At 69.2% G+C, this 22,600-nt stretch carries 23 protein-coding genes; 17 read left to right on the top strand and 6 right to left on the bottom strand.

The genetic code is table 11. The annotated features are described in order from the left end of the window. Nucleotides 1-11: 11 nt before the first annotated feature. On the top strand, nucleotides 12-1,556 hold the full coding sequence (locus M3195_RS01560) for an MFS transporter (RefSeq protein WP_251584551.1): 1,545 nt from the start codon (nucleotides 12-14) through the stop codon (nucleotides 1,554-1,556). A 9-nt stretch (nucleotides 1,557-1,565) separates the two neighbouring features. Here M3195_RS01560 and M3195_RS01555 read toward each other — a convergent pair whose 3' ends face one another. Both M3195_RS01555 and M3195_RS01550 read right to left on the bottom strand, forming a co-directional pair. Next, nucleotides 1,566-2,126 (bottom strand): MarR family winged helix-turn-helix transcriptional regulator, encoded by a 561-nt coding sequence (locus tag M3195_RS01555; RefSeq protein ID WP_251584549.1) that lies wholly within the window; start codon nucleotides 2,124-2,126, stop codon nucleotides 1,566-1,568. Further along, nucleotides 2,126-2,365: a hypothetical protein gene (locus tag M3195_RS01550; RefSeq protein WP_251584547.1), complete on the bottom strand. Its 240-nt coding sequence runs from the start codon at nucleotides 2,363-2,365 to the stop codon at nucleotides 2,126-2,128. Before M3195_RS01550 ends, M3195_RS01555 begins: the two co-directional genes overlap by 1 nt. A 121-nt stretch (nucleotides 2,366-2,486) precedes the next feature. Here M3195_RS01550 and M3195_RS01545 point away from each other — a divergent pair, with 121 nt between their 5' ends. The 3 genes from M3195_RS01545 to M3195_RS01535 all read left to right on the top strand — a co-directional run bounded on the left by M3195_RS01545 (nucleotide 2,487) and on the right by M3195_RS01535 (nucleotide 3,624). Next, entirely contained in the window at nucleotides 2,487-2,939 is a 453-nt protein-coding gene (locus tag M3195_RS01545) for a MarR family winged helix-turn-helix transcriptional regulator (protein WP_251584545.1), read from the top strand. A gap of 68 nt (nucleotides 2,940-3,007) precedes the next feature. Next, nucleotides 3,008-3,343: a DUF7882 family protein gene (locus M3195_RS01540; protein ID WP_251584543.1), complete on the top strand. Its 336-nt coding sequence runs from the start codon at nucleotides 3,008-3,010 to the stop codon at nucleotides 3,341-3,343. A gap of 2 nt (nucleotides 3,344-3,345) precedes the next feature. Beyond that, a complete protein-coding gene (locus M3195_RS01535) occupies nucleotides 3,346-3,624 on the top strand; it encodes a hypothetical protein (protein WP_251584541.1) in 279 nt (92 codons plus the stop codon). A 49-nt stretch (nucleotides 3,625-3,673) separates the two neighbouring features. Here the strand turns inward: M3195_RS01535 and M3195_RS01530 are convergent, their stop codons facing one another. After that, nucleotides 3,674-4,183, bottom strand: a complete 510-nt coding sequence (locus M3195_RS01530) for a GNAT family N-acetyltransferase (protein ID WP_251584539.1) — start codon at nucleotides 4,181-4,183, stop codon at nucleotides 3,674-3,676. A gap of 73 nt (nucleotides 4,184-4,256) precedes the next feature. Here M3195_RS01530 and M3195_RS01525 point away from each other — a divergent pair, with 73 nt between their 5' ends. The 7 genes from M3195_RS01525 to iolD all read left to right on the top strand — a co-directional run bounded on the left by M3195_RS01525 (nucleotide 4,257) and on the right by iolD (nucleotide 11,396). Continuing rightward, a complete protein-coding gene (locus tag M3195_RS01525; protein ID WP_251584537.1) occupies nucleotides 4,257-5,480 on the top strand; it encodes an MFS transporter in 1,224 nt (407 codons plus the stop codon). A 248-nt stretch (nucleotides 5,481-5,728) separates the two neighbouring features. Further along, on the top strand, nucleotides 5,729-6,205 hold the full coding sequence (locus M3195_RS01520) for an SRPBCC domain-containing protein (protein ID WP_251584535.1): 477 nt from the start codon (nucleotides 5,729-5,731) through the stop codon (nucleotides 6,203-6,205). Continuing rightward, nucleotides 6,202-6,519 carry an ArsR/SmtB family transcription factor gene (locus M3195_RS01515; protein WP_251584533.1) on the top strand — a complete coding sequence of 106 codons (318 nt, stop codon included), beginning with the start codon at nucleotides 6,202-6,204 and terminating at the stop codon, nucleotides 6,517-6,519. Before M3195_RS01520 ends, M3195_RS01515 begins: the two co-directional genes overlap by 4 nt. A gap of 183 nt (nucleotides 6,520-6,702) precedes the next feature. Then, entirely contained in the window at nucleotides 6,703-7,674 is a 972-nt protein-coding gene (iolC, locus tag M3195_RS01510; protein ID WP_251584531.1) for a 5-dehydro-2-deoxygluconokinase, read from the top strand. Beyond that, nucleotides 7,667-8,572 carry a Cgl0159 family (beta/alpha)8-fold protein gene (locus M3195_RS01505; protein ID WP_251584529.1) on the top strand — a complete coding sequence of 302 codons (906 nt, stop codon included), beginning with the start codon at nucleotides 7,667-7,669 and terminating at the stop codon, nucleotides 8,570-8,572. The genes iolC and M3195_RS01505 overlap by 8 nt, the downstream gene beginning before the upstream one ends. Beyond that, nucleotides 8,569-9,456 carry a 5-deoxy-glucuronate isomerase gene (gene iolB / locus M3195_RS01500; RefSeq protein WP_251584526.1) on the top strand — a complete coding sequence of 296 codons (888 nt, stop codon included), beginning with the start codon at nucleotides 8,569-8,571 and terminating at the stop codon, nucleotides 9,454-9,456. The genes M3195_RS01505 and iolB overlap by 4 nt, the downstream gene beginning before the upstream one ends. A gap of 56 nt (nucleotides 9,457-9,512) precedes the next feature. Further along, nucleotides 9,513-11,396, top strand: a complete 1,884-nt coding sequence (iolD, locus tag M3195_RS01495) for a 3D-(3,5/4)-trihydroxycyclohexane-1,2-dione acylhydrolase (decyclizing) (RefSeq protein ID WP_251585318.1) — start codon at nucleotides 9,513-9,515, stop codon at nucleotides 11,394-11,396. A gap of 48 nt (nucleotides 11,397-11,444) precedes the next feature. Here iolD and M3195_RS01490 read toward each other — a convergent pair whose 3' ends face one another. From M3195_RS01490 to M3195_RS01480, 3 genes are read right to left on the bottom strand one after another with little or no spacing between them, the layout of a single operon-like run. Further along, nucleotides 11,445-13,253 (bottom strand): glycoside hydrolase family 2 protein, encoded by a 1,809-nt coding sequence (locus M3195_RS01490; protein ID WP_251584525.1) that lies wholly within the window; start codon nucleotides 13,251-13,253, stop codon nucleotides 11,445-11,447. Nucleotides 13,254-13,290: 37 nt separating this feature from the next. Continuing rightward, nucleotides 13,291-14,274: a LacI family DNA-binding transcriptional regulator gene (locus M3195_RS01485; RefSeq protein ID WP_251584523.1), complete on the bottom strand. Its 984-nt coding sequence runs from the start codon at nucleotides 14,272-14,274 to the stop codon at nucleotides 13,291-13,293. A gap of 17 nt (nucleotides 14,275-14,291) precedes the next feature. Next, the gene (locus tag M3195_RS01480) at nucleotides 14,292-15,068 is read right to left on the bottom strand and encodes a GntR family transcriptional regulator (RefSeq protein WP_251584521.1); all 777 of its coding nucleotides are present in this window, start codon (nucleotides 15,066-15,068) and stop codon (nucleotides 14,292-14,294) included. 166 nt (nucleotides 15,069-15,234) lie between these two features. On the opposite strand from M3195_RS01480, the gene M3195_RS01475 reads away from it, so the two are divergent. Genes M3195_RS01475 through M3195_RS01450 form a run of 6 tightly spaced genes read left to right on the top strand, consistent with a single transcriptional unit; the run spans nucleotide 15,235 to nucleotide 22,578 of the window. Beyond that, nucleotides 15,235-16,578, top strand: coding sequence for an ABC transporter substrate-binding protein (locus M3195_RS01475; protein WP_251584519.1), 1,344 nt, complete (start codon nucleotides 15,235-15,237; stop codon nucleotides 16,576-16,578). Further along, nucleotides 16,575-17,510, top strand: a complete 936-nt coding sequence (locus tag M3195_RS01470) for a carbohydrate ABC transporter permease (RefSeq protein WP_251584517.1) — start codon at nucleotides 16,575-16,577, stop codon at nucleotides 17,508-17,510. The genes M3195_RS01475 and M3195_RS01470 overlap by 4 nt, the downstream gene beginning before the upstream one ends. Before the next feature lies 1 nt (nucleotide 17,511). Then, complete coding sequence (locus M3195_RS01465) at nucleotides 17,512-18,405, top strand: carbohydrate ABC transporter permease (protein WP_251584515.1); 894 nt, start codon at nucleotides 17,512-17,514, stop codon at nucleotides 18,403-18,405. A 5-nt stretch (nucleotides 18,406-18,410) separates the two neighbouring features. Continuing rightward, complete coding sequence (locus M3195_RS01460) at nucleotides 18,411-19,568, top strand: Gfo/Idh/MocA family protein (protein WP_251584513.1); 1,158 nt, start codon at nucleotides 18,411-18,413, stop codon at nucleotides 19,566-19,568. After that, nucleotides 19,565-20,398 (top strand): ThuA domain-containing protein, encoded by an 834-nt coding sequence (locus M3195_RS01455; RefSeq protein WP_251584511.1) that lies wholly within the window; start codon nucleotides 19,565-19,567, stop codon nucleotides 20,396-20,398. The genes M3195_RS01460 and M3195_RS01455 overlap by 4 nt, the downstream gene beginning before the upstream one ends. Beyond that, nucleotides 20,395-22,578, top strand: a complete 2,184-nt coding sequence (locus M3195_RS01450) for an alpha-galactosidase (RefSeq protein WP_251584509.1) — start codon at nucleotides 20,395-20,397, stop codon at nucleotides 22,576-22,578. Before M3195_RS01455 ends, M3195_RS01450 begins: the two co-directional genes overlap by 4 nt. Nucleotides 22,579-22,600 lie beyond the last annotated feature (22 nt).

Below are 22,600 nucleotides of genomic sequence, written 5' to 3'. Positions count from 1 at the left end.
AGAAGAGCATCATGTCGGAATCCGTGAAGAGCGAATCGCTGTGGCGTCGGCTGGGCCGTCGCTTCGGCCTCGTGAAAGACGCCGAGGAGCCCCGTCGGCTCACCGTCGACGACGTCACCGTGGTCGACCGCCCGATGCTGCGGCGAGCTGTCGCAGGCACCGTGGTCGGCAACCTCATGGAGTGGTACGACATCGGCGTGTACGGCTACCTCGCCGTGATCATCGGTCGCGCCTTCCTCCCCGACGCGTCGGCGGGTGCGCAGTCGCTGTTCTCGCTCGGCGTGTTCGCCGTCACGTTCGTCGCGCGTCCGCTGGGCGGCATCGTGCTCGGCCAGCTCGGCGATCGCCTGGGGCGCCAGCGCATCCTCGCGTTCACCCTGATCATGATGGCGGCGGCCACCTTCCTCATCGGCGTGCTGCCCGATTACTCGGTCATCGGCGTCTGGGCGCCGATCCTGCTCATCGTCCTCAAGCTCGCGCAGGGCTTCTCCACCGGAGGGGAGTACGCCGGTGCCACGACCTTCATCACGGAATACGCCCCCGACCGCCGCCGCGGCTTCTACGCGTCACTGCTCGACCTCGGCTCGTACATGGGCTTCGCGGTGGGTGCGGCGTTCGTCTCGATCCTGCAGCTCACCCTCTCCGCCGACGTCATGCAGGGGTTCGCATGGCGCGTCCCGTTCCTCGTCGCCCTGCCGCTGGGCGCGGTCGCGATCTACTTCCGGCTCAAGATCGAGGACACCCCCGCCTTCCAGGAAGCTCAGGACTCGGCGAAGCGCGCGGCCGACGAAGCCCAGGCCTCACCCGACGCGCCGAAGGGTGTCATCGCTCTGATCCGCTCGTACTGGCGCGAGCTGCTGACGGCGTTCGTGCTCGTCGCCGCCGCCAACACCGTCGGCTATGCCCTGACGTCCTACATGCCCACGTACCTCACCGGCACACTCGGCTACGACGAGGTGCACGGCACCCTGCTGACGCTGCCGGTGCTCGTAGCGATGGCGCTGTGCATCCCCCTGACCGGTCGCCTCTCCGATCGCATCGGTCGGCGGAAGGTGCTCTTCATCGGCTCCGTCTCGGCGATCGTCTTCGCCGTGCCCGCGTTCCTGTTCATGATGCACGGGGCGATCTGGTCGACCGTGCTCGGCCTCGTGCTGCTCGCCTTCCCCGTCACGTTCTACGTCGCGAACCTCGCGTCTTCCCTGCCCGCGCTGTTCCCGACCTCCTCGCGGTACGGCGGTATGGGCATCTCCTATAACCTCGCAGTGGCGCTTTTCGCCGGCACGGCGCCGGTCGTGATGGAGGCGCTGGTGCAGTGGACCGGTTCGTCGCTGGCGCCCGCCTTCTACGTGATCGGCACCTCGATCGCCGGATTCATCGCTGTCGTCGTGCTGAAGGAGTCCGCCCGTCGACCGCTGCCTGGCGCGATGCCCAGCGTGCAGACCGAGGAAGAGGCGATCGCGCTCGTGGAGACACAGGACGAGAACCCCGACCTCGACCTCGACGAGCTCTTCCCGGAGCGGGTGGAGTCCGACGAGCAGCAGCCAGAGAAAGCCTGAGGTCGGGCGCTATTCGCCCGACGACTCCGATTCCTCGTGGTCGCGGATGACATCGCGCAACTCCTGATCGAGGTCGGAGGCCTCCTCGATCGCCGACGTCATGCCGGCGAGGAACCGTGTCACGACCGCGCGCTCCTTATCGCTCATCTCGTCGACGAGGGCGAGCATGCGGCGGTGCATGGCGCCGAGGGTCTCGCGCACCTCGTCGTCGCTGCTCACGGTCGGCACGACCACGCCCGCGCGGCGGTCGGTCGGGTGCGCTTCACGGCGCACGTGACCTCCCTTCTCGAGACGGTCGATGAGGGTGGTGGTGGATGCCGTGGAGATGTCGAGCATCCGGGCGATGTCGATGGGGCGCACGATGCGGCCGGCGCGCTGCTCGCGCAGCAGGAACCGCAGCGCGACGAGGTCTGTCTCGTTCATCTTCATCGATGCACGAGTGCGCGCACGCATCGCGGTCTCGGCCGATCGATAGCGGCGCAGCAGATTGAGCACGTCGACGGTGCTCGCTGACTCGGCGTCGGGATACCAGTAACCCGACCGGGTGAATTCCTCGGGAGACTGGGACATCAGGCCACCTCGTCGTCGTCACTCATGCGATTCTCCTCGCGCGTGAGCATCTCGACAGCTCCGGTTTCGACCTCCTCGGGGACGATGCTCAGCATCCCTCCGGTGATCGCCTCGTTCTCGGCGGTGACGATCTGCTCGAGACGCCACTCGGGAACCGTCGGGAACTGCGCGCGCAGACGCTCGATGACGTCGGAGTACAGGATGTATCCGGCGTCTTCGGGCGTGAATCGCTTTCCCATGGCGTCCCTTCCGACAGGAGTCCATCCTCTCACCCGTTAACGACGTGCCGTGCATCTCATATCACTAGCCTGCCTGGTTACGTGGTTCTCTTGTAGAATTGTCGCGTCAGGGGGTGACGGAATGACCGATATCAAGGACGCGACGCAGGTGACCACGCGCGAGCTGGTGGATCGTGTCGACGATCTCCGTCGTGCCGAGTCGCAGCTCGCCCGCAGACTGTCTCTGCGCCGGGCGCCCAACGACACCGACCGTGAGGCCATGCGCTTCATCTCCGAGGCGCCGGCGGACTCGCCGGCAACGCCCGGTGATCTCGCCGCGCATCTCAACGTCAGCACCGCCGCGGTGACCAGCATCCTCCGCCGTCTGCAAGAGCGGGAACAGGTCGTCGTCGCACCGCACCCGCAGGACGCCCGGTCGAAGGTGCTCCGGCCGTCGCTGCGCGACGCGAACGCTCCGGTCGACGACCTTACGCAGCGCATCGAAGACATCGCGAGCGAGTTCACGCCCGAGCAGAGCGATGTCGTCTCTCGCTTCCTGCGTCGGTTGACGGAGGAGATCAGCGACCTGTCGTGACCCGAAATTTCCCTCCGCTGGCATTTAGCTAGGTTACCTAGTAATCTAAACGTCGAAGCAACCACGGGATGGGAGACACGATGGGACACCTGACCTACGGGAACTCGACACTGGCGATCGACGTCGAGGACGAGACTCTGACGCACGTCCGAGCCGTCACGCTGACCAAGCTCCGACGCAACGAGTCGTTCGCACTCACGCTTCACACTCCCGCCGGCGTCGAGACGCTGTGGGTGCAGGCGGCCATCCCGCTGCGATTCGTCATGGAGGAGGAGTCGCCCATCGATCGCGCGCTGCTCGTCAAGATGATGAACGCCGCGAACTCCTCGGGCGGTCTCGACCTCACCCGTGCCGAGTTCGCGGAGGTGGCGGCTGCCCCGCAGCTCCACGCCATGAGCGCCTGACGATGTCGAAGCGGATCGGAGTCGCGGCACGCGCCGCGGCAGGAGCACGCACTCGTGCGGTCGCCACGCCGCGCGGGCTGTGGGTCGAGGTCGAGCCCGGCTTCCACGTCGGCAACGACGGGCTGCAGTACCTCGGATCGATCACGGTCGTCCCCGGTCGGGGCTTTGAAGCCTCCGGACCTCGGTCCGACGTGATCGGAGTCTTCTCTGACCTGGATGACGCGAAGGCCGCCGTCGCGGCATCCTCTCGATCCGGGGCGGTCGGACCGCTCGTCGGCTGACGGGTCTCTCGTGCGCGGGAACGGCCGGCCGGGCTGAGGTCGATCCGGTTCAGAGTCTCCGGAACATGATGTGCAGCCCGACGAGCCCGTGTCTCGGGTGGTCGAACGCCTCGGGGGCGGTGGCGAGGATCTCGAACCCGAGAGACTGCCAGAGGTGCACCGCCCGCTCGTTCGTCTCGACGACGGCGTTGAACTGCATGGCTCGATAGCCGTCGGCGCGAGCGGCGGCGAGCACGGCGGCACCGAGCATCCGCCCGATCCCTCGCCCGGCGCCGGCAGGACCGACGACGAAGCTCGCGTTCGCGACGTGCGCGCCGGCTCCTGGATGGTTCGGAAGATACTTGGCCGTTCCGAGGACCTTCCGGTCGTCATCGACGGCACCCACGGCGACGAGAACGCGTGCGCCGGGCGCCTCGAGCCAGGCGCGGCGCGCGTCGTCCTCGGTGATGTCGCGGGGATACGTGTAGGTCTCGCCGGCGCGGAACGCGGGTTCGAGCGCGCGCCAGATACCCGGCCAGTCGTCCTCGACGGCTGGGCGGATCTCGACCTCGGCGCTCATGCCGTCGAGCCTAGGGCCACGACCATCGCGCCCCGTACGTGCGCACGGTTCTCGGACCTGTACGATCGTACGCATGACCTCCGCCGAAACGATTCGACGTACCACGCCCGAACAAGCTGTCCGTCGTGCGCGCATCGCCGTATCGGCGCTGTTCCTCACGAACGGGGCACTGTTCGCGAACATCCTGCCCCGCTACCCCGAGATCAAGGCGAGCCTCGGTCTCGACAACGTCGGTTATGGCCTCGCGATCGCCGCCTTCCCCGCCGGGGCCATCGCGGCCGGTCTCCTCGCCGCCGTGCTCATCCGCCGCTTCGGTTCGGCCCGCATGGCGGTCTTCGGAACGATCGCAACGGGACTCGGGCTGCTCGCCGCGGCGTTGGCGCCCTCCGGCATCCTGTTCGCCGTCGCTCTGCTGATCGGCGGCGCGTCCGACGCGATCACCGATGTCGCGCAGAACGCGCACGGGCTGCGCGTGCAGCGGCGCTACGGGCGGTCGATCATCAACTCCTTCCACGCGATCTGGTCGATCGGCGCCGTCCTCGGCGGCGGCATGGCTGCGGCGGCCATCGCGCTGCAGCTGCCGCTCGGCGTGCATCTGGGCATCTCGACCGCCCTCTTCGTGATCGTCGCACTCGTGGCTCTCGTGTTCTGCCTGCCCGGTCGCGATGAGGAGGCGGATGCCGAGGCGACCGCGGATCCCGGCGAAGTGGCGACGGCCGTGCGCCGGCGCGTCACCCCGCGTCTCGTGATGATCCTCATCGCTCTCACGCTCATCGCGATGGCCGGCGCGATCGCCGAGGATGCCGGGAACTCCTGGGCGACCCTGTACCTCTCGGAGTCGCTCGGTGCCGCGGCAGCCGTCGCTCCACTCGGCTTCATCGCCCTCGTCGGCGCGCAGTTCGTCGGACGGATGCTGGGCGACGGCATGACCGACCGGTTCGGCCAGCGCGCGGTCGCCCGCGTCGGCGGACTCATCGCCGCCGTGGGCATGACGCTCGCGCTGCTGTTCCCGAGCGTTCCGGGCACCATTGCCGGATTCGCGGCCGTCGGGTTCGGCATCGCCACGCTCATCCCCGCCGCGATGCACGCTGCGGACGAGCTCCCGGGACTCCGCGCCGGTGCCGGGCTCACGGTCGTCTCGTGGCTGCTGCGCCTCGGGTTCCTGCTCTCGCCGCCGTTCGTCGGCTTCCTCGCCGAGACCGAGAGCCTGCGCGTCGGACTGGTCGTCGCTCCCGCCGCCGCGCTCGTCGCGGTGCTGTTGGCCGGCGTGCTCGAGGGGCGCAAGCCTCGCGAGTGACGCGCTGCCTTCGGCATCCTCGCCCGACCGTCGCGCCCGGCGGTCGCGGCGGTCCGAGTTGCGCGCCGACGCCCCTGCTGAGCGCCCACGCCCCTGCTGGATGACGTCGCTCAGCAGGGGCGTCGGCGACGAGCAGGGGCGTCGTCGCCGTGAGCGAGCGAAGAGCGGGTGAAGTGCAACTTCAGGGTTGCGCCGCAGATCGATACGTGCAATTCTGTAGTTGCATGTCAAATGAAAGGAGTGCGACCATGGTCGTCATCCGAGAAGGCGCCGTCATCGACAGCGATCGATTCGCGGTGCAGCGGGCGATCCGCACCCAGGCCCCGATCGAGAAGGTGTGGCGCGCGGTCACCGAGCCCACGCACGTCTCGCGCTGGTTCGGCGCGCTCGAGCTCGACGGGGCGGGTGCCGGCGCGAGCGGCACCATGACGTTCGGGCCCGCCGACGTCATCCCGCTGCGCGTCGAGAGCGTCAACGAGCTGCGATCGATCACGTATCGGTGGAGCAACGACGACGCCCTCGGGTACCGCCCCGAAGGACTCGACGAGCAGACGTCGACCGTATTCACCTTCACGCTCGAGGATGTCGACGGCGGGACTCTGCTGACCGTGGTCGAAAGCGGCTTCGAGCGGACCTCCGATCCTGCGGCGAACATGGAGTACCACCGCACCGGATGGGATGCCGAGCTCGACAAGCTCGTCGCGCTCGTCGAGGCCGAGGCATGAGCACGGACACCCTCATGCCCGTGCTCTCGGCTCTCGCCGACGAGACGCGCTGGAGCATCCTGACGGAGCTCGGACGCGAGGATGCCTCGGCATCCGCTCTCGCCCAGCGGATGCCGGTGACCCGCCAGGCCATCGCGCGGCATCTCTCGGTGCTGCAGGAGGTCGGGCTGGTCGAGTCGGTGCGCGTCGGGCGAGAAGTGCGGTTCCGCGCGGTGGGCGCCGAACTCGCCGCGACCGCGCGGCGCCTCGATGAGATCGGCCGGACGTGGGACCGCCGCCTCGCCGCGATCAAGGACATCGCCGAGTCCCTCTGATCCGGATCGTCGGGCGGGTCCGACCGGCTCGCCCTGCGTCGCTCAGTCGTGCATGACCGTGGCGAGCGGATCGCGGGTCTCGTCGAAGGGCGCTGTCAGGACGGATTGTTTGCGTACGGGGAGCGCACGGCCTACGATCTTTGTAAGAACAAAGTCGGTTCCCCTGATCGAAGAGGATCACCCTTGAGCCCTTCTCCGCACTCTGCGCCCATCGACGTCCTCGCCATCGGGAGGGTCGGCGTCGACCTGTATCCGTTGCAGGACGGGGTCGGCCTCGAAGACGTGACGACTTTCGGCAAGTACCTCGGCGGATCGGCGGCCAACGTCGCCGTCGCGGCTGCGAGGCACGGATCGACCGCCGCGCTCATCAGCCGCACCGGGGACGATCCGTTCGGGATCTTCGTGCGGCGGGAGCTGCAGCGATTGGGTGTCTCGAGCGAATTCGTAGGCGTCGTCGCGGAGCTGCACACCCCCATCACGTTCTGCGAGATCTTCCCGCCCGATGACTTCCCCCTGTACTTCTACCGCGACCCGATCGCCCCCGACCTCATCATCCACCCCGACGAGATCGACGTCGAGGCCGTGATCGGCGCGCGGCTCTACTGGTCGACCGTGACCGGATTGAGTCGCGAACCGAGCCGCGCCGCCCATCATGCCGCCTGGCAGGCCCGGGGGCGCCGACCGCTGACGGTGCTCGACCTCGACTACCGCGCGATGTTCTGGGAGAGTCCGGATGCGGCGCGCGAACAGGTGGCGCAAGCGCTCGACCACGTCACCGTGGCCGTCGGCAATCGCGAGGAGTGCGAGATCGCCGTGGGCGAGACAGACCCGGACCGAGCGGCCGACGCACTCCTGGAGCGGGGAGTGGAGATCGCCATCGTGAAGCAGGGGCCGAAGGGCGTGCTCGCGAAGACGCGGGACGACCGCGTCGAGGTCGCGCCGTTCGCCGTCGACGTCGTGAACGGGCTCGGTGCCGGCGACGCGTTCGGCGGAGCCCTGTGCCACGGCCTCATCGAGGGGTGGGACCTGCACAAGACCATGCTGTGGGCCAACGCGGCCGGCGCCATCGTCGCGGGGAAGCGCGAGTGCTCCACAGCGATGCCCGACTCCGCCGAGGTCGAGTCCTTCCTCGGACGGGCGGTCGTGCATGCCTGACATCGATCGCATCCGCCGGATCAGGGCGGAGGATCCCGCACTCATCGGAGAGGCGCTGCGCACCCGCCGTCGCCGCCCCCTGCTCGGTGGTGACGGCCGCCTGTTCATCATCGCGGCCGACCATCCGGCCAGGGGCTCGCTGGGCGTCGGTGCGCGTGGTTTCGCAATGGGCAGCCGCGTCTCACTGCTCGAGCGCCTCGCCGCCGCGCTCGAGCGCCCCGGTGTCGACGGCGTGCTCGGCACACCCGACATCATCGAGGACCTGGCGCTGATGGGCGTGCTCGACGACAAGGTCGTCGTGGGGTCGATGAACCGGGGCGGTCTGCAGGGCGCGAGCTTTGAGATGGACGACCGGTTCACCGCGTACACGGTGCCGTCGATGGTGCGCGATGGGATCGACCTCGGCAAGCTCCTCGTGCGGGTCAATCTGCAGGACGCCGGCACCGCATCGGTGCTCGAGAGCTCCGCTGCGGCCGTGTCGGCCGCGGCGGCCGAGCGCCTGCCCGTGATGCTCGAGCCGTTCATGAGCTGCTGGCACGACGGTCGGATCGTGAACGATCTCTCGACGGATGCCGTGGTGCGATCGGTCGCCATCGCCGCGGGACTGGGCGATTCGTCCGCCTACACCTGGCTCAAGCTGCCGGTGGTCGCCGACATGGCGCGCGTCGCGGAGGCCGCGACCATGCCGACCCTGCTGCTCGGAGGCGACCCCACCTCGGCGCAGGACGAGGTGTTCGCTTCGTGGCAGAACGCGCTGGCGCTGCCCGGGATGCGCGGGCTCGTCGTCGGCCGCACGCTGCTCTACCCTCACGACGACGACGTCGTCGCCGCGGTCGACATCGCGGCCTCGCTCGTGCACGGCACGGTGGGTGCCGCCGCTGCGGCGAGAGCGCGATGAGCATGAACGACTGGCTGTTCCCGCGGGGCTCGTTGGCGGTGGATCGCTGGGAGAGCGTGGTCGATTCAGGGCTTCCCGGATGGGCGCACACCGGACTGCGCATCGCCGAGTTCGACGGCGAGATCGCTCTGCCCTCGTCGCCGGTCGAGCGGATGATCGTCCCGCTGCACGGATCCTTCGCCGTCGCGGCATCCGACGATCGCTGGGTGCTCAGGGGGCGCCGCTCGGTCTTCGACGGGCCGACCGACGTGCTCTACGTCGGCGCCATGACCGGACCGCGGATCGAGGGCGCCGGACGCCTCGCGATCGCCGAGTCCCCGACGCGCACGCTCCTGCCTCCCGCGCTGCTGCACCGGGACGGGGTTCCGGTCGAGATCCGCGGGGCGGGGCGCTCGACGCGCCAGGTGCACAACTTCGGCGTGCCGGGCGCGCTCGCAGCCGACCGCTTGATCGTCTGCGAGGTCATCACCCCCGCGGAGAACTGGTCGTCGTACCCGCCGCACAAACACGACCGCGCCGGCGAGACGGAGAGCGAGCTGGAGGAGATCTACTACTTCGAAGCGGCGGTGACCCGCGGGGCTGAGCCACCGGCGGACGCCCGACCGTTCGGGCTGTTCACCGCCTACCCCTCCGACGAACGCGAGATCGACATCGCCGCGCGGGTCGGCACGGGCGACATCGCCCTCGTGCCGCACGGCTATCACGGGCCCGCGGTCGCGGCGCCTGGCTACGACCTCTACTACCTCAACGTCATGGCCGGCCCCGGCTCCGAACGCGCCTGGCGCATCACCGACGACCCGACCCAGGCGTGGATCCGGCGACACTGGTCGGAGCAGCATCCCGATCCCCGTCTGCCCTACACGGCGAAGGAGCACGCATCGTGACCGACCAGGACGACCGGCTCGACCCCGCCGCCTCATCGGCCGCGACCACACGTCGGATGACGGTGGCACAGGCGCTGATGACCTTCCTCGCGAACCAATGGACGGTCGACGGCGACATCCGCGAACGCACGATCGCCGGCACGTTCGGCATCTTCGGACACGGCAACGTCGCCGGCATCGGGCAGGCGCTGCTGCAGCTGCACACCGATGACCCCGGCCTCATGCCGTATCACCAGGCGCGCAACGAACAGGCGATGGTTCATCAGGCCGCCGGCTACGCCCGGATGCGCCGGAGGCGCGCGACGTACGCGGCGACGGCCTCGGTGGGTCCCGGCGCGGCCAACATGGTCACCGGCGCGGCTCTCGCGACCGCCAACCGTCTACCCGTGCTGCTGCTGCCCTCCGACACGTTCGCGACCCGCGTCGCCGATCCGGTGCTGCAGCAGCTGGAGCATCCGCACGATCCGGGGATGCAGGTGACCGACGCGTTCCGGCCCGTGTCGCGCTTCTTCGATCGCGTGCAGCGCCCCGAGCAGCTGTTCTCGATCGCGCTCGCCGCGATGCGCGTGCTCACCGATCCCGCCGAGACCGGGGCGGTGACGATCGCCCTGCCGGAAGACGTGCAGGCGGAAGCCTTCGATGTGCCGCTCGAGTTCCTGCAGCCCCGGGACTGGCATGTGCGACGGACCGTTCCCGAACCGGAGGAGCTCGCGCGGGCCGTCGAGGCGATCCGATCGGCGCGTACCCCGCTGATCGTCGCGGGTGGCGGCGTGCTCTACTCGGGCGCGGAGGATGCGCTCCGCGCCCTCGTCGAATCGACAGGAGTGCCGGTCGGGGCGACGCAGGCCGGTGTCGGGAGCCTCGTCTGGGACCACGCGCAGTACGTCGGCGCGATCGGCGCCACGGGGACGACCGCGGCGAACGCCCTCGCCGCCGAGGCGGATGTGATCATCGGAGTCGGCACTCGCTACAGCGACTTCACCACGGCCAGTCGCAGCGCGTTCCAGCACCCCGGTGTGCGCTTCGTCAACGTCAACATCGCGCCGTTCGACGCGTACAAGCACGGGACGCAGCTGCCGGTCGTCGGCGACGCCCGGCGCACGGTCGACGCGCTTCGCGAGGCGCTCGACGGGTGGCGGGTCGAGTCGGCGTACGTGCGGCGCATCGCCGACGAGAAGGCGCGGTGGGATGCCGTCGTCGACCGCGCCCTCGCGCCCGCCGGAGGCGATCTGCTCGGCCAGCCCGAGATCATCGGAGCCGTGCACGCGGCGAGCGACGCGACCGACGTGCTCGTGCAGGCCGCGGGATCGCTGCCGGGCGACCTGCACAAGCTCTGGCGCGTGCGTGACCCGCTCGGCTACCACGTCGAGTACGCGTTCTCCACCATGGGGTACGAGATCGCCGGCGGGCTCGGCGTGCGGCGGGCCGCCCCGGATCGCGACGTGCTCGTGCTCGTCGGAGACGGGTCGTACCTCATGCTGCACACCGAGCTCGTGACAGCGGTGGCCGAGGGCCTGAAGATCGTCGTGGTGCTGGTGCAGAACCACGGATACGCCTCGATCGGACACCTCTCCGAGACCGTCGGGTCGGCCCGCTTCGGCACGAAGTACCGCGCGCAGGATCCGCAGACGCTCGACTTCGTCGACGAGCGCTTCGTGCCCGTCGATCTCGCGGCCAACGCGCGCTCGTACGGGGTCGACGTGATCGAGGTCGCCCCCGGGCCCGATGCGGCGCGCGATCTGCAGGATGCTGTGCGACGGGCGAAGGCCTCGGCCACGACCACCCTCATCCACGTCGACGCCGATCCGCTGCGCTACGGGCCTGACGGTGGTGGCTGGTGGGATGTGCCGGTGGCCGAGACCTCGACGCTCGAGAGTACACGCGAAGCTCGTGGGCAGTACGAAGATCTGCGCACCGCCCAGCGGCCGTTGCTCGGCTGACAGAGAGAAGCGGGCGGCGCCCAGGGATGCCGCCCGCTCCGCTGGTGGTCAGGGCTTCGAGTGCGATTCGGCCGCCACGATCGAGTGGATGACCTCGATCGGCAGCTTCGGCACGCGGTTCTCGTCGGCGAGTCCGTTCGCCTCCTGCATGGTGTCGGTGATCTGCGTGTAGCAGAAGCCCGACAGCACCGTGCTCTGGAGCAGCGCTCCGAAGACACCCCGTAGGTGGGCCTCCAGCTCCTCGACCGTGCTGCTCGTCGAATACCCCCACGCGGGCTCGGCCGGCACCGTCTCGTACTTGATGCCGCCGAATTCGGTGACCATCACCGGCAGGCCCCGGGTATCGGCCTCGCCCTCCGCCATCAGCATCCGGTGCGAGGGTCCGTAGCCCGCGAAGAGGGCAGCCAGCGCCTCGTGGTCGGCGTATCGCCGCGCGAACGTCTCGGGGTCGCCGTCGTAGTCGTGCACCGTGAGGATGTCGGACTTCGTGTGCTCCCACCCGTCGTTCGAGATGACGGGTCGGGTCGGGTCGAGCGCGCGGGTGAGGTCGGCGAGTCCGCGGGAGAACGCGCGATGCGGAGCGTCCGTCAGCACGTCGCGGATGCCCCAGCTCTCGTTGAACGGCACCCAGGTGACCACGGAGGGGTGGGAGCGGTCTCGGCGCACGAGTTCGATCCATTCGCGGGTGAGGTCGACGACGGCGCTGGTGGTGAATTCGAAGGCCGCGGGCGCCTCGCCCCACAGCAGCAGACCGAGGCGGTCGGCCCAGTAGAGGAATCTCGGGTCCTCGGCCTTCTGGTGGATGCGGGCGGTGTTGAAGCCCATGTCTTTGATGAGCTGCACCTCGGCGCGCAGGGCGTCGGCGCTCGGCGCGGCGAGGTGCGACTCGGGCCAGTAGCCCTGTTCGAGCACGGCGCGCACGAAGTAGGGGCGGTCGTTGAGCAGGAAGCGCCCTCCCGCGGTGCCGACCGTGCGCAGGCCGAGGTACGAGGCGACGGTGTCGACGGAGTCGCCGTCGGTGACCACCACGGTCGCGTCGATGAGGCGGGGGTTCTCGGGCGACCAGGTCAGCTTCTCGTAGTGCTGGCCGTTGCGCTGGTCGCGCAGGGGGATCTCGATGACGGGCGCGCCGGTGCTGTGCACGGTCGTGGAGACGCGGGCGAGGGGGCTGCCCTCGTAGCTCAGCTCGACCTCCACCGTGGAGCCGGGCGCGAGGGGTCGGTTGGTCTGCATCTCGAGCTCGACGCTGTCGGTGCTGCGACCCACGCGCCAGGAGAGCTCGGTGAGGTGCGTCGCCGCGACTTCCTCGATCCACACCGGCTGCCAGATTCCCGTCGTGCGGCGGTACCAGATCTCGTGCGGCTCGGGCAGCCATTCCTGCTTGCCACGAGGCTGACTCACGTCGAGCGGGCGGTCGACGGCGCGCACCACGACGAGGTCGTCGCCGTCGAGGTAGTCGGTGATGTCGGCGGAGAAGGGCGACTGCCCTCCCGCGTGTGCAGCGACCTGACAGCCGTTCACCCACACGGTGGCGGCGTAGTCGACCGCGCCGAAGTGGAGGACGACCCGCGCGTCGTCGTCGTGGGCCGTCTCGGCGGCGGTCAGGGTGCGCGAATACCAGACGACCGGGTGGTACGAGGGGTCTCCGATGCCGGAGGCCGGCGACTCCGGCGGGTAAGGCACCGCGATCGTCTGCTCGAAGTCGCCGTGGCGGAACCACCTCTGCGACATGCCGACCTCGTCGTCGTCGTAGGCGAAGCCCCACGCACCGTCGAGGCTGTGCCAGGCGGGCCTGCGCAGTTGCGGGCGTGGGTACGTGCCGAGGAGATCGGATGCGGATGACGTCATTGTGTCCATGCGCATACTGTGGCGCATATTTTCCAGCGCTGCAAATTTACGTGGCGGTACTCCCGCGCACCACGAGGTCGAATCCGACGAGCGCGTGGCGTCCTTCGCCGCGCTCGCCGCCCATCCGATCGCGGAGGAAAGAGAAGGCGGTCTGCACAAGTGTCGCCTTGTCGGGCCTGATGGTCGTGAGCGCCGGAGAGGTGAACTGCGTCATCAGGATGTCGTCCCACCCGACGACGGCGACGTCGTCCGGGACCGCGCGACCGCTCAGGGAGAGCGCCTTCATGGCGCCGATCGCGGAGAGGTCATCGAAGCAGATCAGGCCGTCGAACCGTGCGCCGGCCTTGAGCGCGTCGGTGACCGCTGCTTCGGCGGCGAACGCGCCGAACTGGGTCATCGGGATCAGCAGGTCGTCGCTGCGGACGCCGCCGAACTCGTCGACCGCAGCGCGATAGCCCTCCAGGCGGAGGGTCGCGGTGACGTGTCCGACGTCGTGATTGCGGCCGAGGAAAGCCACCCTGGTACGCCCCGACTGCAGCAGATGCATGGTCGCTGTCCGTGCCGCGGCGAGGTTGTCGACCATCACATGATCGACCGTCGCAGGCGGCGGGATCTCGCCCAGCAGCACCAGCGGGGTCGTGCCCCGCAGCGTCTCGATGTCGGGGGCCGACAGCAGGGTCGGCTGGAAGACCAGCCCGTCGATGAGTCCCTGCTCGCGACCGCGCAGGACCGCGCGCTCCTCTTCGACGCCGCTCGCGGTCTGCTCGATCAGCAGGCGGTAGTCGAAGCCGTCGACCTCCGTCGACATGAGGGCGGCCATCTCGGCGAAGTACGGCGCCTCGATCGCCGGCAGCGCGAACGCGACCATGCCCGTCCGGCCGGTCGCCAGGCGTCGGGCCCCGCTGTGGGGCACGTACCCGAGATGATCGATCGCCTGCTGTACCTTCGCCCGCGTCGACGGGCTCACGTGGCGATAGCCGCGCACCACGTTCGACACGGTCTTCATCGACACGCCGGCCACTGCGGCCACGTCCTGCAGCGTCACGGTCACGGCAGCGGGCCCCGGTCGACGAGCGTCATCTCGAAGCCGTACAGGTCGGGGCGGTAGCAGTGGTGACCGTATTCGACGGCGGCGCCGTCGGCGTCGTACGCAGTGCGGTCCATCGTGAGCACGGGTGCCCCGCGACCGATGTCGAGGAGCTGTCCCTCGTCGACCGTTGCCCGACGGGCCCCGATGCGCTGACGGGCCACACGCAGCGTCACTCCGCGATCGCGGAGCGCGTGATACAGCCCTCCGTCGCGGAGGGTCTCGGCGGTGATGTCGGCGAACGTGTCGGGCAAGTAGTTCTCGAGTACGGCGATCGGGGCCGCGTCGGCGAAACGGACGCGGCGGATCTTGAGGACCCTGGCATCGGGGGAGACCCCGAGCTGGGCGGCGATCTCGGGCGCCGCGTGGGCCAGGGTGACGTCGAGCACCCGGGTGGACGGCACCCGACCGGAGCGCTCGAGGTCGTCGTGCAGACTCGTGAGGTCGATCTGGCGCGCCACGGATCCGTGCACCACCTGCGTGCCGATGCCGCGACGGCGCACCAGGAGCCCTTTGTCGACGAGCTCCTGGATCGCCCTCCGCACGGTCGGCCGCGAGAGCGAGAGGCGCTCGCTGATCGACACCTCGTTCTCGAGGCGGGCCCCCGGCGGCAGGGCGCCGGTCGCGATCGCCTTCTCGAGTCCGGCGGACAGCCGCACCCAGAGCGGAGACGGTTGCGCGGTCTCGGGCAGCAGCTGCTCGACCGGGAGCACCACGGTCTGTCCTCCGTCGCTCATGCGGCCTCCTTCCTCATTTCATCTGACATGACGGGGTGTATGTCATGTTAGTACAAAGTCGGGAGAAATCGTTGACGACAATTCCCGTATGTCCTAACATGAAGGGGGGGATCAGCTGACGGATCGGCAAAGCAGCCGGCGGGGTGGGCCCTGGAGAGGCATCGCAATGAAGCGTAAGTATCTTGTCGCTGCGTTCACGGCCACCGCAGTCGCCGCGACCGGTCTGGCCGGCTGCTCCGCGGGCGGAGGCGACGACAGCGACGGGCCCGTGACCATCACGATCATGGAGACCAAGCAGACCAACATCGACGCGATCGGCAAGGAGATCCCCGGCTTCGAGGCCGCGATGGCCGAGCAGGGCAAGGACATCAAGGTCGAGCTGATCGCCGACAAGCTGACCGACGAGCAGTTCATGACGAAGATGACCCAGCAGCTCGCCGCCGGCCAGGCGCCCGACGTGCTCGACATCGGTGAGAACATGGCGATCTCGTGGTCCGCCGCCGGTTATCTGGCGCCCCTCGACGAGCAGCTCGAGGCGTGGGACGGGTTCGAGCACTACTACCCGGCGGTCAAAGAGGCGATGACCCGCCAAGACGGCCAGATCTACAGCATCCCCTCCGGCGCCGGAGTCCTGAACCTGTTCTACCGCAAGGACATCCTGACCGAGCTCGGCATCGACACGTCGCAGCCGGCGACGTGGGACGATCTGATCGAGCGGCTCGTCGCCGTGAAGGACGCGACCGGTGGCACTCCGCTCGTCGTTCCGGCCGGGACCGCGTGGGGCGGTGGCACGTGGGGCGAGGGCTTCCAGCCGCTGCTCGGCGGCACCGACAGGGGCTACTACGATTCGGAGACGGCCACGTGGGATCTGCAGAGCCCCGGGTGGCTGGCCGTGTTCAACCTCTACGCCGAGCTCGTGGAGAAGGACCTGCTGCCCATCCAAGACCTGCAGAACCCGAACCCGTGGGAGCCGACCAAGTACACGAAGTTCCCCGAGGGCGACATCCAGGTCGCCGCGCAGGGCACGTGGGGTTGGAAGTTCGACTGGGGCCCCGAGGGCGCGGCTCCCATCGACGGCCTCACCGAGCGCGTCGCCACGTGGCAGTGGCCGGGCCTGCGTGAGGGTGACGAGCCCTACGGCTGGAGCAGCACCGGTGGCGGGTACGCCATCAACGCCGACTCCGAGAACAAGGACGCCGCGTTCGAGTTCATCAAGTACCTCTCGAGCGGCAAGCCGCTCGCCGAGCAGCTCGTGGCGTCGGGTGCGGCCTCCGCCCGCGATGACCTCGACGACGTCGCTCCGTACTCGGAGGAGCCGCAGCTGCTGCAGGCGGGCGAGGACCTCGCGGACAGCGTCTTCGTGGTGACCGGCGACGGCGCCTCGCAGATCGCGCAGGCCGTGTCGACCGCGACCGAGATGATCCTCAGCGGCGCGAGCGGCCAGGAGGCGTACGACGCGTTCGTCGCCGATGCGACGGACCTCCTGGGGCCCAACCTGGTGAAGAAGTGACCTCCACGCTTCCCGCGTCCATGTCGGCGGCGGCCTCCGGGCCGTCGCCGACACGGCGTCGCGCCCGCAACTGGCCACTGATCCTGCTCCTGCTCGGGCCCTCGTTCGCGCTGATCTTCCTGTTCATCCTCGTCCCCGCCGGATACAGCATCTATCTGGCGTTCACCAACACGCAGCTCACCGGCTTCGCGGCTCGGGATCCGCAGTTCGTCGGCATCGACAACTTCGTCTACCTGCTGAACAACGCCGACTTCCTCGGATCGCTCGGACAGACGGCGACCTTCACGCTGTGGAGCGCGATCATCGGCCAGACCGTGCTCGGCATGGTCGCTGCGATCCTCCTCAGCCGCCCGTGGCTGCGGGGCAAGGGCTTCTTCGGCGCGGCCGTGTTGATGCCGATGGTCGTGCCCGAGGTCGTCGCCTCGCTGGCCTGGGCGAGCGTGCTCTCGAACAGCGTCGAGGGAACGCTGAACCGGCTGACCGGCCTGTTCGGCGCGGAGCCGACCTCGTGGCTGCAGGTCGTGCCGCTGACCTCGATCATCATCGTCAACATCTGGCGAGGCGTGGCGTTCGCGATGATCATGTTCCAAGCCGCGCTGGAAGACGTGCCAGCCGAGCTCATCGAGGCGGCACGCATCGACGGTGCGAGCGCCACCCAGGTGTTCCGCCACGTCACTCTCCCGCTCATCCGCGGCCCGGTCTTCCTCTATCTCCTCCTGACGACCATCAGCACGATCGGCGTCTTCGGCCTCGTCTACTTCCTCACGCAGGGCGGACCGGGAGGCCAGACGCGGCTCGCCGCGATCTACATCTACGAGCGCGCTCTGCAGTTCTCGCAGATCGGGATCGGCAGCGCGGCATCCATCATCCTGCTCGTCATCGTTCTCGTCCTCGGCGTCGTCTACGTGCGCCTGGCGAAAGTGGAGGTCTGACATGACATCCGTGATCTCCACCGCGCCCGTCGCGGTCGCCGAGGCACCAGCGCAGAAGATGCGGCGGCGCCCCCTGACGCCGATCGCGGCCGTGCAGCGGACGCTCGGCTACATCCTCATCTCGCTGATGGCGCTTTTCTGCCTCGTGCCGTTCGCCTGGGTGGTGCTGAGCGCAGTCGACTCCGAGGCGGGGCCGACAGTGCAGTGGCCGACCTTCGCGATGGAGAACTTCGTGAAGTTCTTCACGGATGCCGCGACGCCGCAGCTGCTCGTGAACAGCCTCATCATCGGCGTCAGCGCCACCGTGCTCAACCTCGCGCTCGGTCTCGCCGGTGGGTACGCGCTCGCACGCTACCGGTTCAAGGGCCGCCGATTCTTCATGTTCGGCATCCTCCTCATCCGGGTGATCCCGGCGCCGGCCACGATCGTCGCGCTGTACCTCATCATGGTGAACATCGGACTCTCGAACAGCCTGTTCGGCCTCATCATCGTCGAGGCGGCGTTCCAGCTGCCGGTCACGCTCTGGCTGCTCGCCGGCACGATCGCCGCCGTGCCGATCGAGCTCGAAGAGGCCGCCTGGATCGACGGCAACTCCCGCCTCCAGGCCATCTGGCGAGTCGTGCTCCCTCTGGTCGGACCGGGGCTGGGCGCTGCGGCGATGCTGAGCTTCATGGGCGTGTGGGGCGACTTCCTGACGCCGCTCGTGCTGCTGCAGAACGCGGATCTGTACCCGCTTTCCATCGGACTCTTCCGAGCCTTCAGCGAGTACAACCAGGTCGACTGGGGCCTGCTCGCCGCGAGTGCGATCGTGTACCTCGTACCACCCGCCGTTCTCTACGTGTTCGTGCGCAAACACCTGCTGCGCACGAGCCTCGGCGGCGCGATCAAGGGATGACCGGGATGAGCGGATCAGAGTCGCCGGACGAGAGGCTGCGCGTCGTCGTCGTGGGCGCCGGCGCCATGGGCGGCGAGTGGCTGCGGATGCTGGCGCGCTCCGCGCATGCGGAGCCCGTGGGCGTCGTCGACCTCGACGTCGATCTCGCGACGCGCACCGTGTCGTCGATCGGACTGGCGGACGCGGTTGTCGGCTCGTCGCTCGCCGACGTCGTGAAACGGTCAGGGGCCAGGGCGGTGATCAACGTGACGGTGCCGCAGGCGCACCGCGTGGTCAACGAGGAGGCGATGCGTTCCGGCCTCCCCGTGCTGTGCGAGAAGCCGCTGGCTCCGACCGTCTCGGAGGCGCTCCGCCAGGTCGCGCTGGCCGATCTCACCGGCGGACTGCTCATGGCGAGCCAGTCCCGTCGGTACTTCCGCCACCTCGCCGCGTTCCGCGATGCCGCCGCGCAGCTCGGCGCCCTCGGCGCGGTGCACGCCCAGTTCTTCCATGAAGACCACGAGCCCGGCTTCCGCGAGCAGATGGCGCATCCGCTCCTGGTCGACATGTCGGTCCACCACTTCGACATGCTGCGCTACCTCACGGTCGACGAGCCCGTGTCGGTGCGCTGCGACTCCTGGAACCCGCCGTGGAGCTGGTTCGCCGGCGACGCCGCGGCGACCGCGACCTTCGACCTCGCCTCGGGTGCGCGCTTCGTCTACTCCGGCAGCCGCTGCACCCCGGGTCTGCAGACCTCGTGGAACGCCGACTGGCACGTCTACGGCGAGGCGGGGGCCGCTCACTGGGACGGCGATCATCTCGTGCAGGCGGATGCCGCCGGCGTCGCCGTCGAGGTCGGCGAGTCCAGCGAAGGCATCGAGGGGGCGCTGGAGGAGTTCGTCGGCGCCCTCGCGACCGGCAACACGCCGCAGAACGAGGTGCGCACGAACGTCATGACCCTCGCGATGGTCGAGGGCGCCATCCGCAGCAGCGAACGCGGGGGCGACCGGGTCGTGCTCGCGGACCTGCTGGAGGAGTCCCTCGCCCAGGCCATCGCCGACGAGCGGAGCGGCGACGTCGTCGAGGTGCTGCGCTCGTGGCCGAGTGCAGCCGAAGCCATCGCCACCCCGCCCTGGGGAACGTCCCCGCAGTCCGTCCCACACGCGTCAGGAGGCGCCCGATGACCCCCACCGCAAGTACTTCCGAGCCGATCCGCGTCGTCGTCTGGGGTGAGAACCGTCACGAGCAGGTGAATCCCGTCGTGCAGGGGATCTACCCCGACGGCATGCATTCGACGATCGCCGAGGGCATCACCCGCCTGCTCGGCGAAGACGTGACGGTGTCGACCCGGGTGCTCGACGAGCCGGAGCACGGCATGACCGAAGAGACCCTCTCGGCGACCGACGTGCTGCTGTGGTGGGGTCACACCGCGCACGAGGAGGTCTCCGACGAGGTCGTCGAGCGCATCCAGCGCCACGTCCTCGAGGGTATGGGCATCATCGTTCTGCACTCCGGCCACCACTCGAAGATCTTCCGTCGGCTCATGGGCACGACGTGCAGTCTGCGCTGGCGCAACGACAACGACCGCGAGCTGGTGTGGACCGTCGACCCCCGGCATCCGATCGCCGAAGGCGTGCCGCAGCCGCTGATCATCCCCGGCCAGGAGATGTACGGCGAGTATTTCGACATCCCCGAACCGGATGAGCTGATCTTCATCAGCAGCTTCTCGGGCGGCGAGGTGTTCCGCAGCGGCATCACCTACCGGCGCGGACACGGTCGGGTCTTCTACTTCAGCCCCGGCGACGAGATCTATCCGGTCTACCATCATCCCGACGTGCAGCGCGTGATCGCCAACGGCGTGCGCTGGGCGCGGCCGACGCACCCGCGCGAGTCGTATCTCGTGACGCCGATGTACCTGTCAGGCGACTTCGATCGTCCGGTGCTGACCGGCCCGGACGGGTTGATCGACTACTACACGCGCGAGCTCATCGAGCCGCGGGACGCGGGAGCATGACGCCGGCCGACGGCGTCGTGGCCGATACGTTCATCCACCTCTCCGCCGCCGGCGTGAGCCTGGTGCTGGATGTGACGGAGCAGCGTCTGCCCTCGATCGTGCACTGGGGCGCAGACCTCGGAGCACAGACCATCGACGACGTCGCCGCCCTCGCGCTCGCCGGCGTCGAACCGTCGAGCGGCAACGTCGTCGACGGCGCCGTGCGCGTGGCCGTCGTGCCCGAACATCATGCCGGATGGGAGGGCAAGCCGGGCATCGTCGGCCATCGCGACGGTACGGCGTGGTCGCCGCGATTCGCCGTTCACCGCATCGAGCTCGACGGCGCGACCGTCGGCGGCGGACTGATCGAGGCGGGTGCGGCGCTCGTCGCCGTCCACGCGCACGACCCGGTCGCGGGACTGAGTCTCACCCTGGAACTGGAGCTGCTCGAGAGCGGTCTGCTCCGAGCGCGGGCGGACCTGCGCAACGACGTCGCGCGCGTCTACACGGTCGGCGACGTGAACCTCGCGTTCCCCGTGCCCGTCCGAGCCCGCGAGGTACTCGACTTCGCCGGCCGCTGGAGTCGCGAGCGGGTGCCGCAGCGTCATGACCTCGTGGTCGGCATCCACGAGCGCGAGGGTCGCAAGGGGCGCACCGGTCCGGATGCCGCGACGGTCCTGAGCGTCGGCACCCGCGGCTTCGAGTTCTCCTCCGGTGAGGTGTGGGGGGTGCACGTCGGCTTCAGCGGCAACCACCGCCACTACGTGGAACAGCTCTCCACGGGGTCGCCGGTCATCGGCGGGGGAGAGCTCCTGCTGCCCGGCGAAGTGCGTCTCGCGCAGGGCGAGAGCTACCGTTCGCCGTGGGTGTACGCCGCCTACGGTGACGGCCTCGACGCCCAGGCGCACCGCTTCCATCGCTTCCTCCGCGCCCGGGCGAGTCACCCGACGAGGCCGCGTCCGGTGACGTTGAACGTCTGGGAAGCGGTGTACTTCGACCACGACGTGCTGCGTCTGCTCGACCTCGCCGACCGTGCCGCGGCACTCGGGGTCGAGCGATTCGTGCTCGACGACGGCTGGTTCCTCGGGCGGCGCGACGACACGATCGGTCTCGGCGACTGGACGGTCGACCGCGACGTCTGGCCCGACGGTCTCGGGCCCCTCGTCGAGCGGGTGACAGCGCTCGGCATGGAGTTCGGGCTCTGGTTCGAGCCGGAGATGGTGAACGAGGAGAGCGAGCTCGCGCGGGCTCACCCCGAGTGGATGATGCAGACCGGAGGGCGGCTCCCGATCCGGGGTCGGAACCAGCAGGTGCTGAACCTCGGCATTCCGGCGGCGTTCGAGCACGTGCTCGCCGACATGACGGCGATCCTGGAAGCGCACGACATCGCGTACATCAAGTGGGATCACAACCGCGATCTCATCGACGCGGGGACTGCGCCCTCCGGAGCCGCCGGGGTGCATGAGCAGACGCTCGCCGCCTACCGGCTGATGGACGAGCTGAAGCGCCGGTTCCCCGACCTCGAGATCGAATCGTGCTCGTCCGGCGGCGCGCGGGTCGACCTCGGCGTCATTGAGCGCACCGACCGCGTGTGGGTCAGCGATTGCATCGACCCGCTCGAGCGTCAGCAGATGATGCGGTGGACGATGCAGTTGATGCCCGCCGAGCTGCTCGGCTCGCACATCGGCGCGACCGTGAACCACACCACCGGTCGCACGCATGAGCTGTCGTTCCGCGCCGCCACGGCGCTGTTCGGCCACTTCGGCATAGAGTGGGACCTCGCGAAGGCCACCGCGCGCGAGAGCGCCGACCTGGCTGCCTGGATCGACGTCTACAAGGCGCATCGCGGGCTGCTGCACTCGGGCGACATGATGCGGGCCGACACGATCGACCCTGCCGTTCAGGTCACCGGCGCGATCGCGCAGGACCGGTCGGAGGCGCTCGTGTTCCTCGCGTTCCTCGACCGTCCGACGGTGTCGCCGCGCGGCAGGTTCACCATCCCCGGGCTCGACCCCGACCGACGGTACCGCGTCGCGCCCGTCAGTGTGGGGACGCCCGACGACGGTCGCGCCGACCCCGCGTGGTACGGCGACGACGGATCGGGAGTGGTGCTCAGCGGTCGCGCGCTCGCCTCCGCCGGGGTGCACCTGCCTGGATCGTTCCCGGAACATGTGGTGATCTACCGGATCACCACCGAGTAGGACTCGGCTCTCGCGCACCCTC

The sequence above is a fragment of the Microbacterium hydrocarbonoxydans genome (genome assembly GCF_023715885.1).
Classification (GTDB): domain Bacteria; phylum Actinomycetota; class Actinomycetes; order Actinomycetales; family Microbacteriaceae; genus Microbacterium; species Microbacterium hydrocarbonoxydans_C.
Note: the sequence above shows the minus strand (reverse complement) of the source record. Positions and strands in the feature narration are given on the sequence as shown.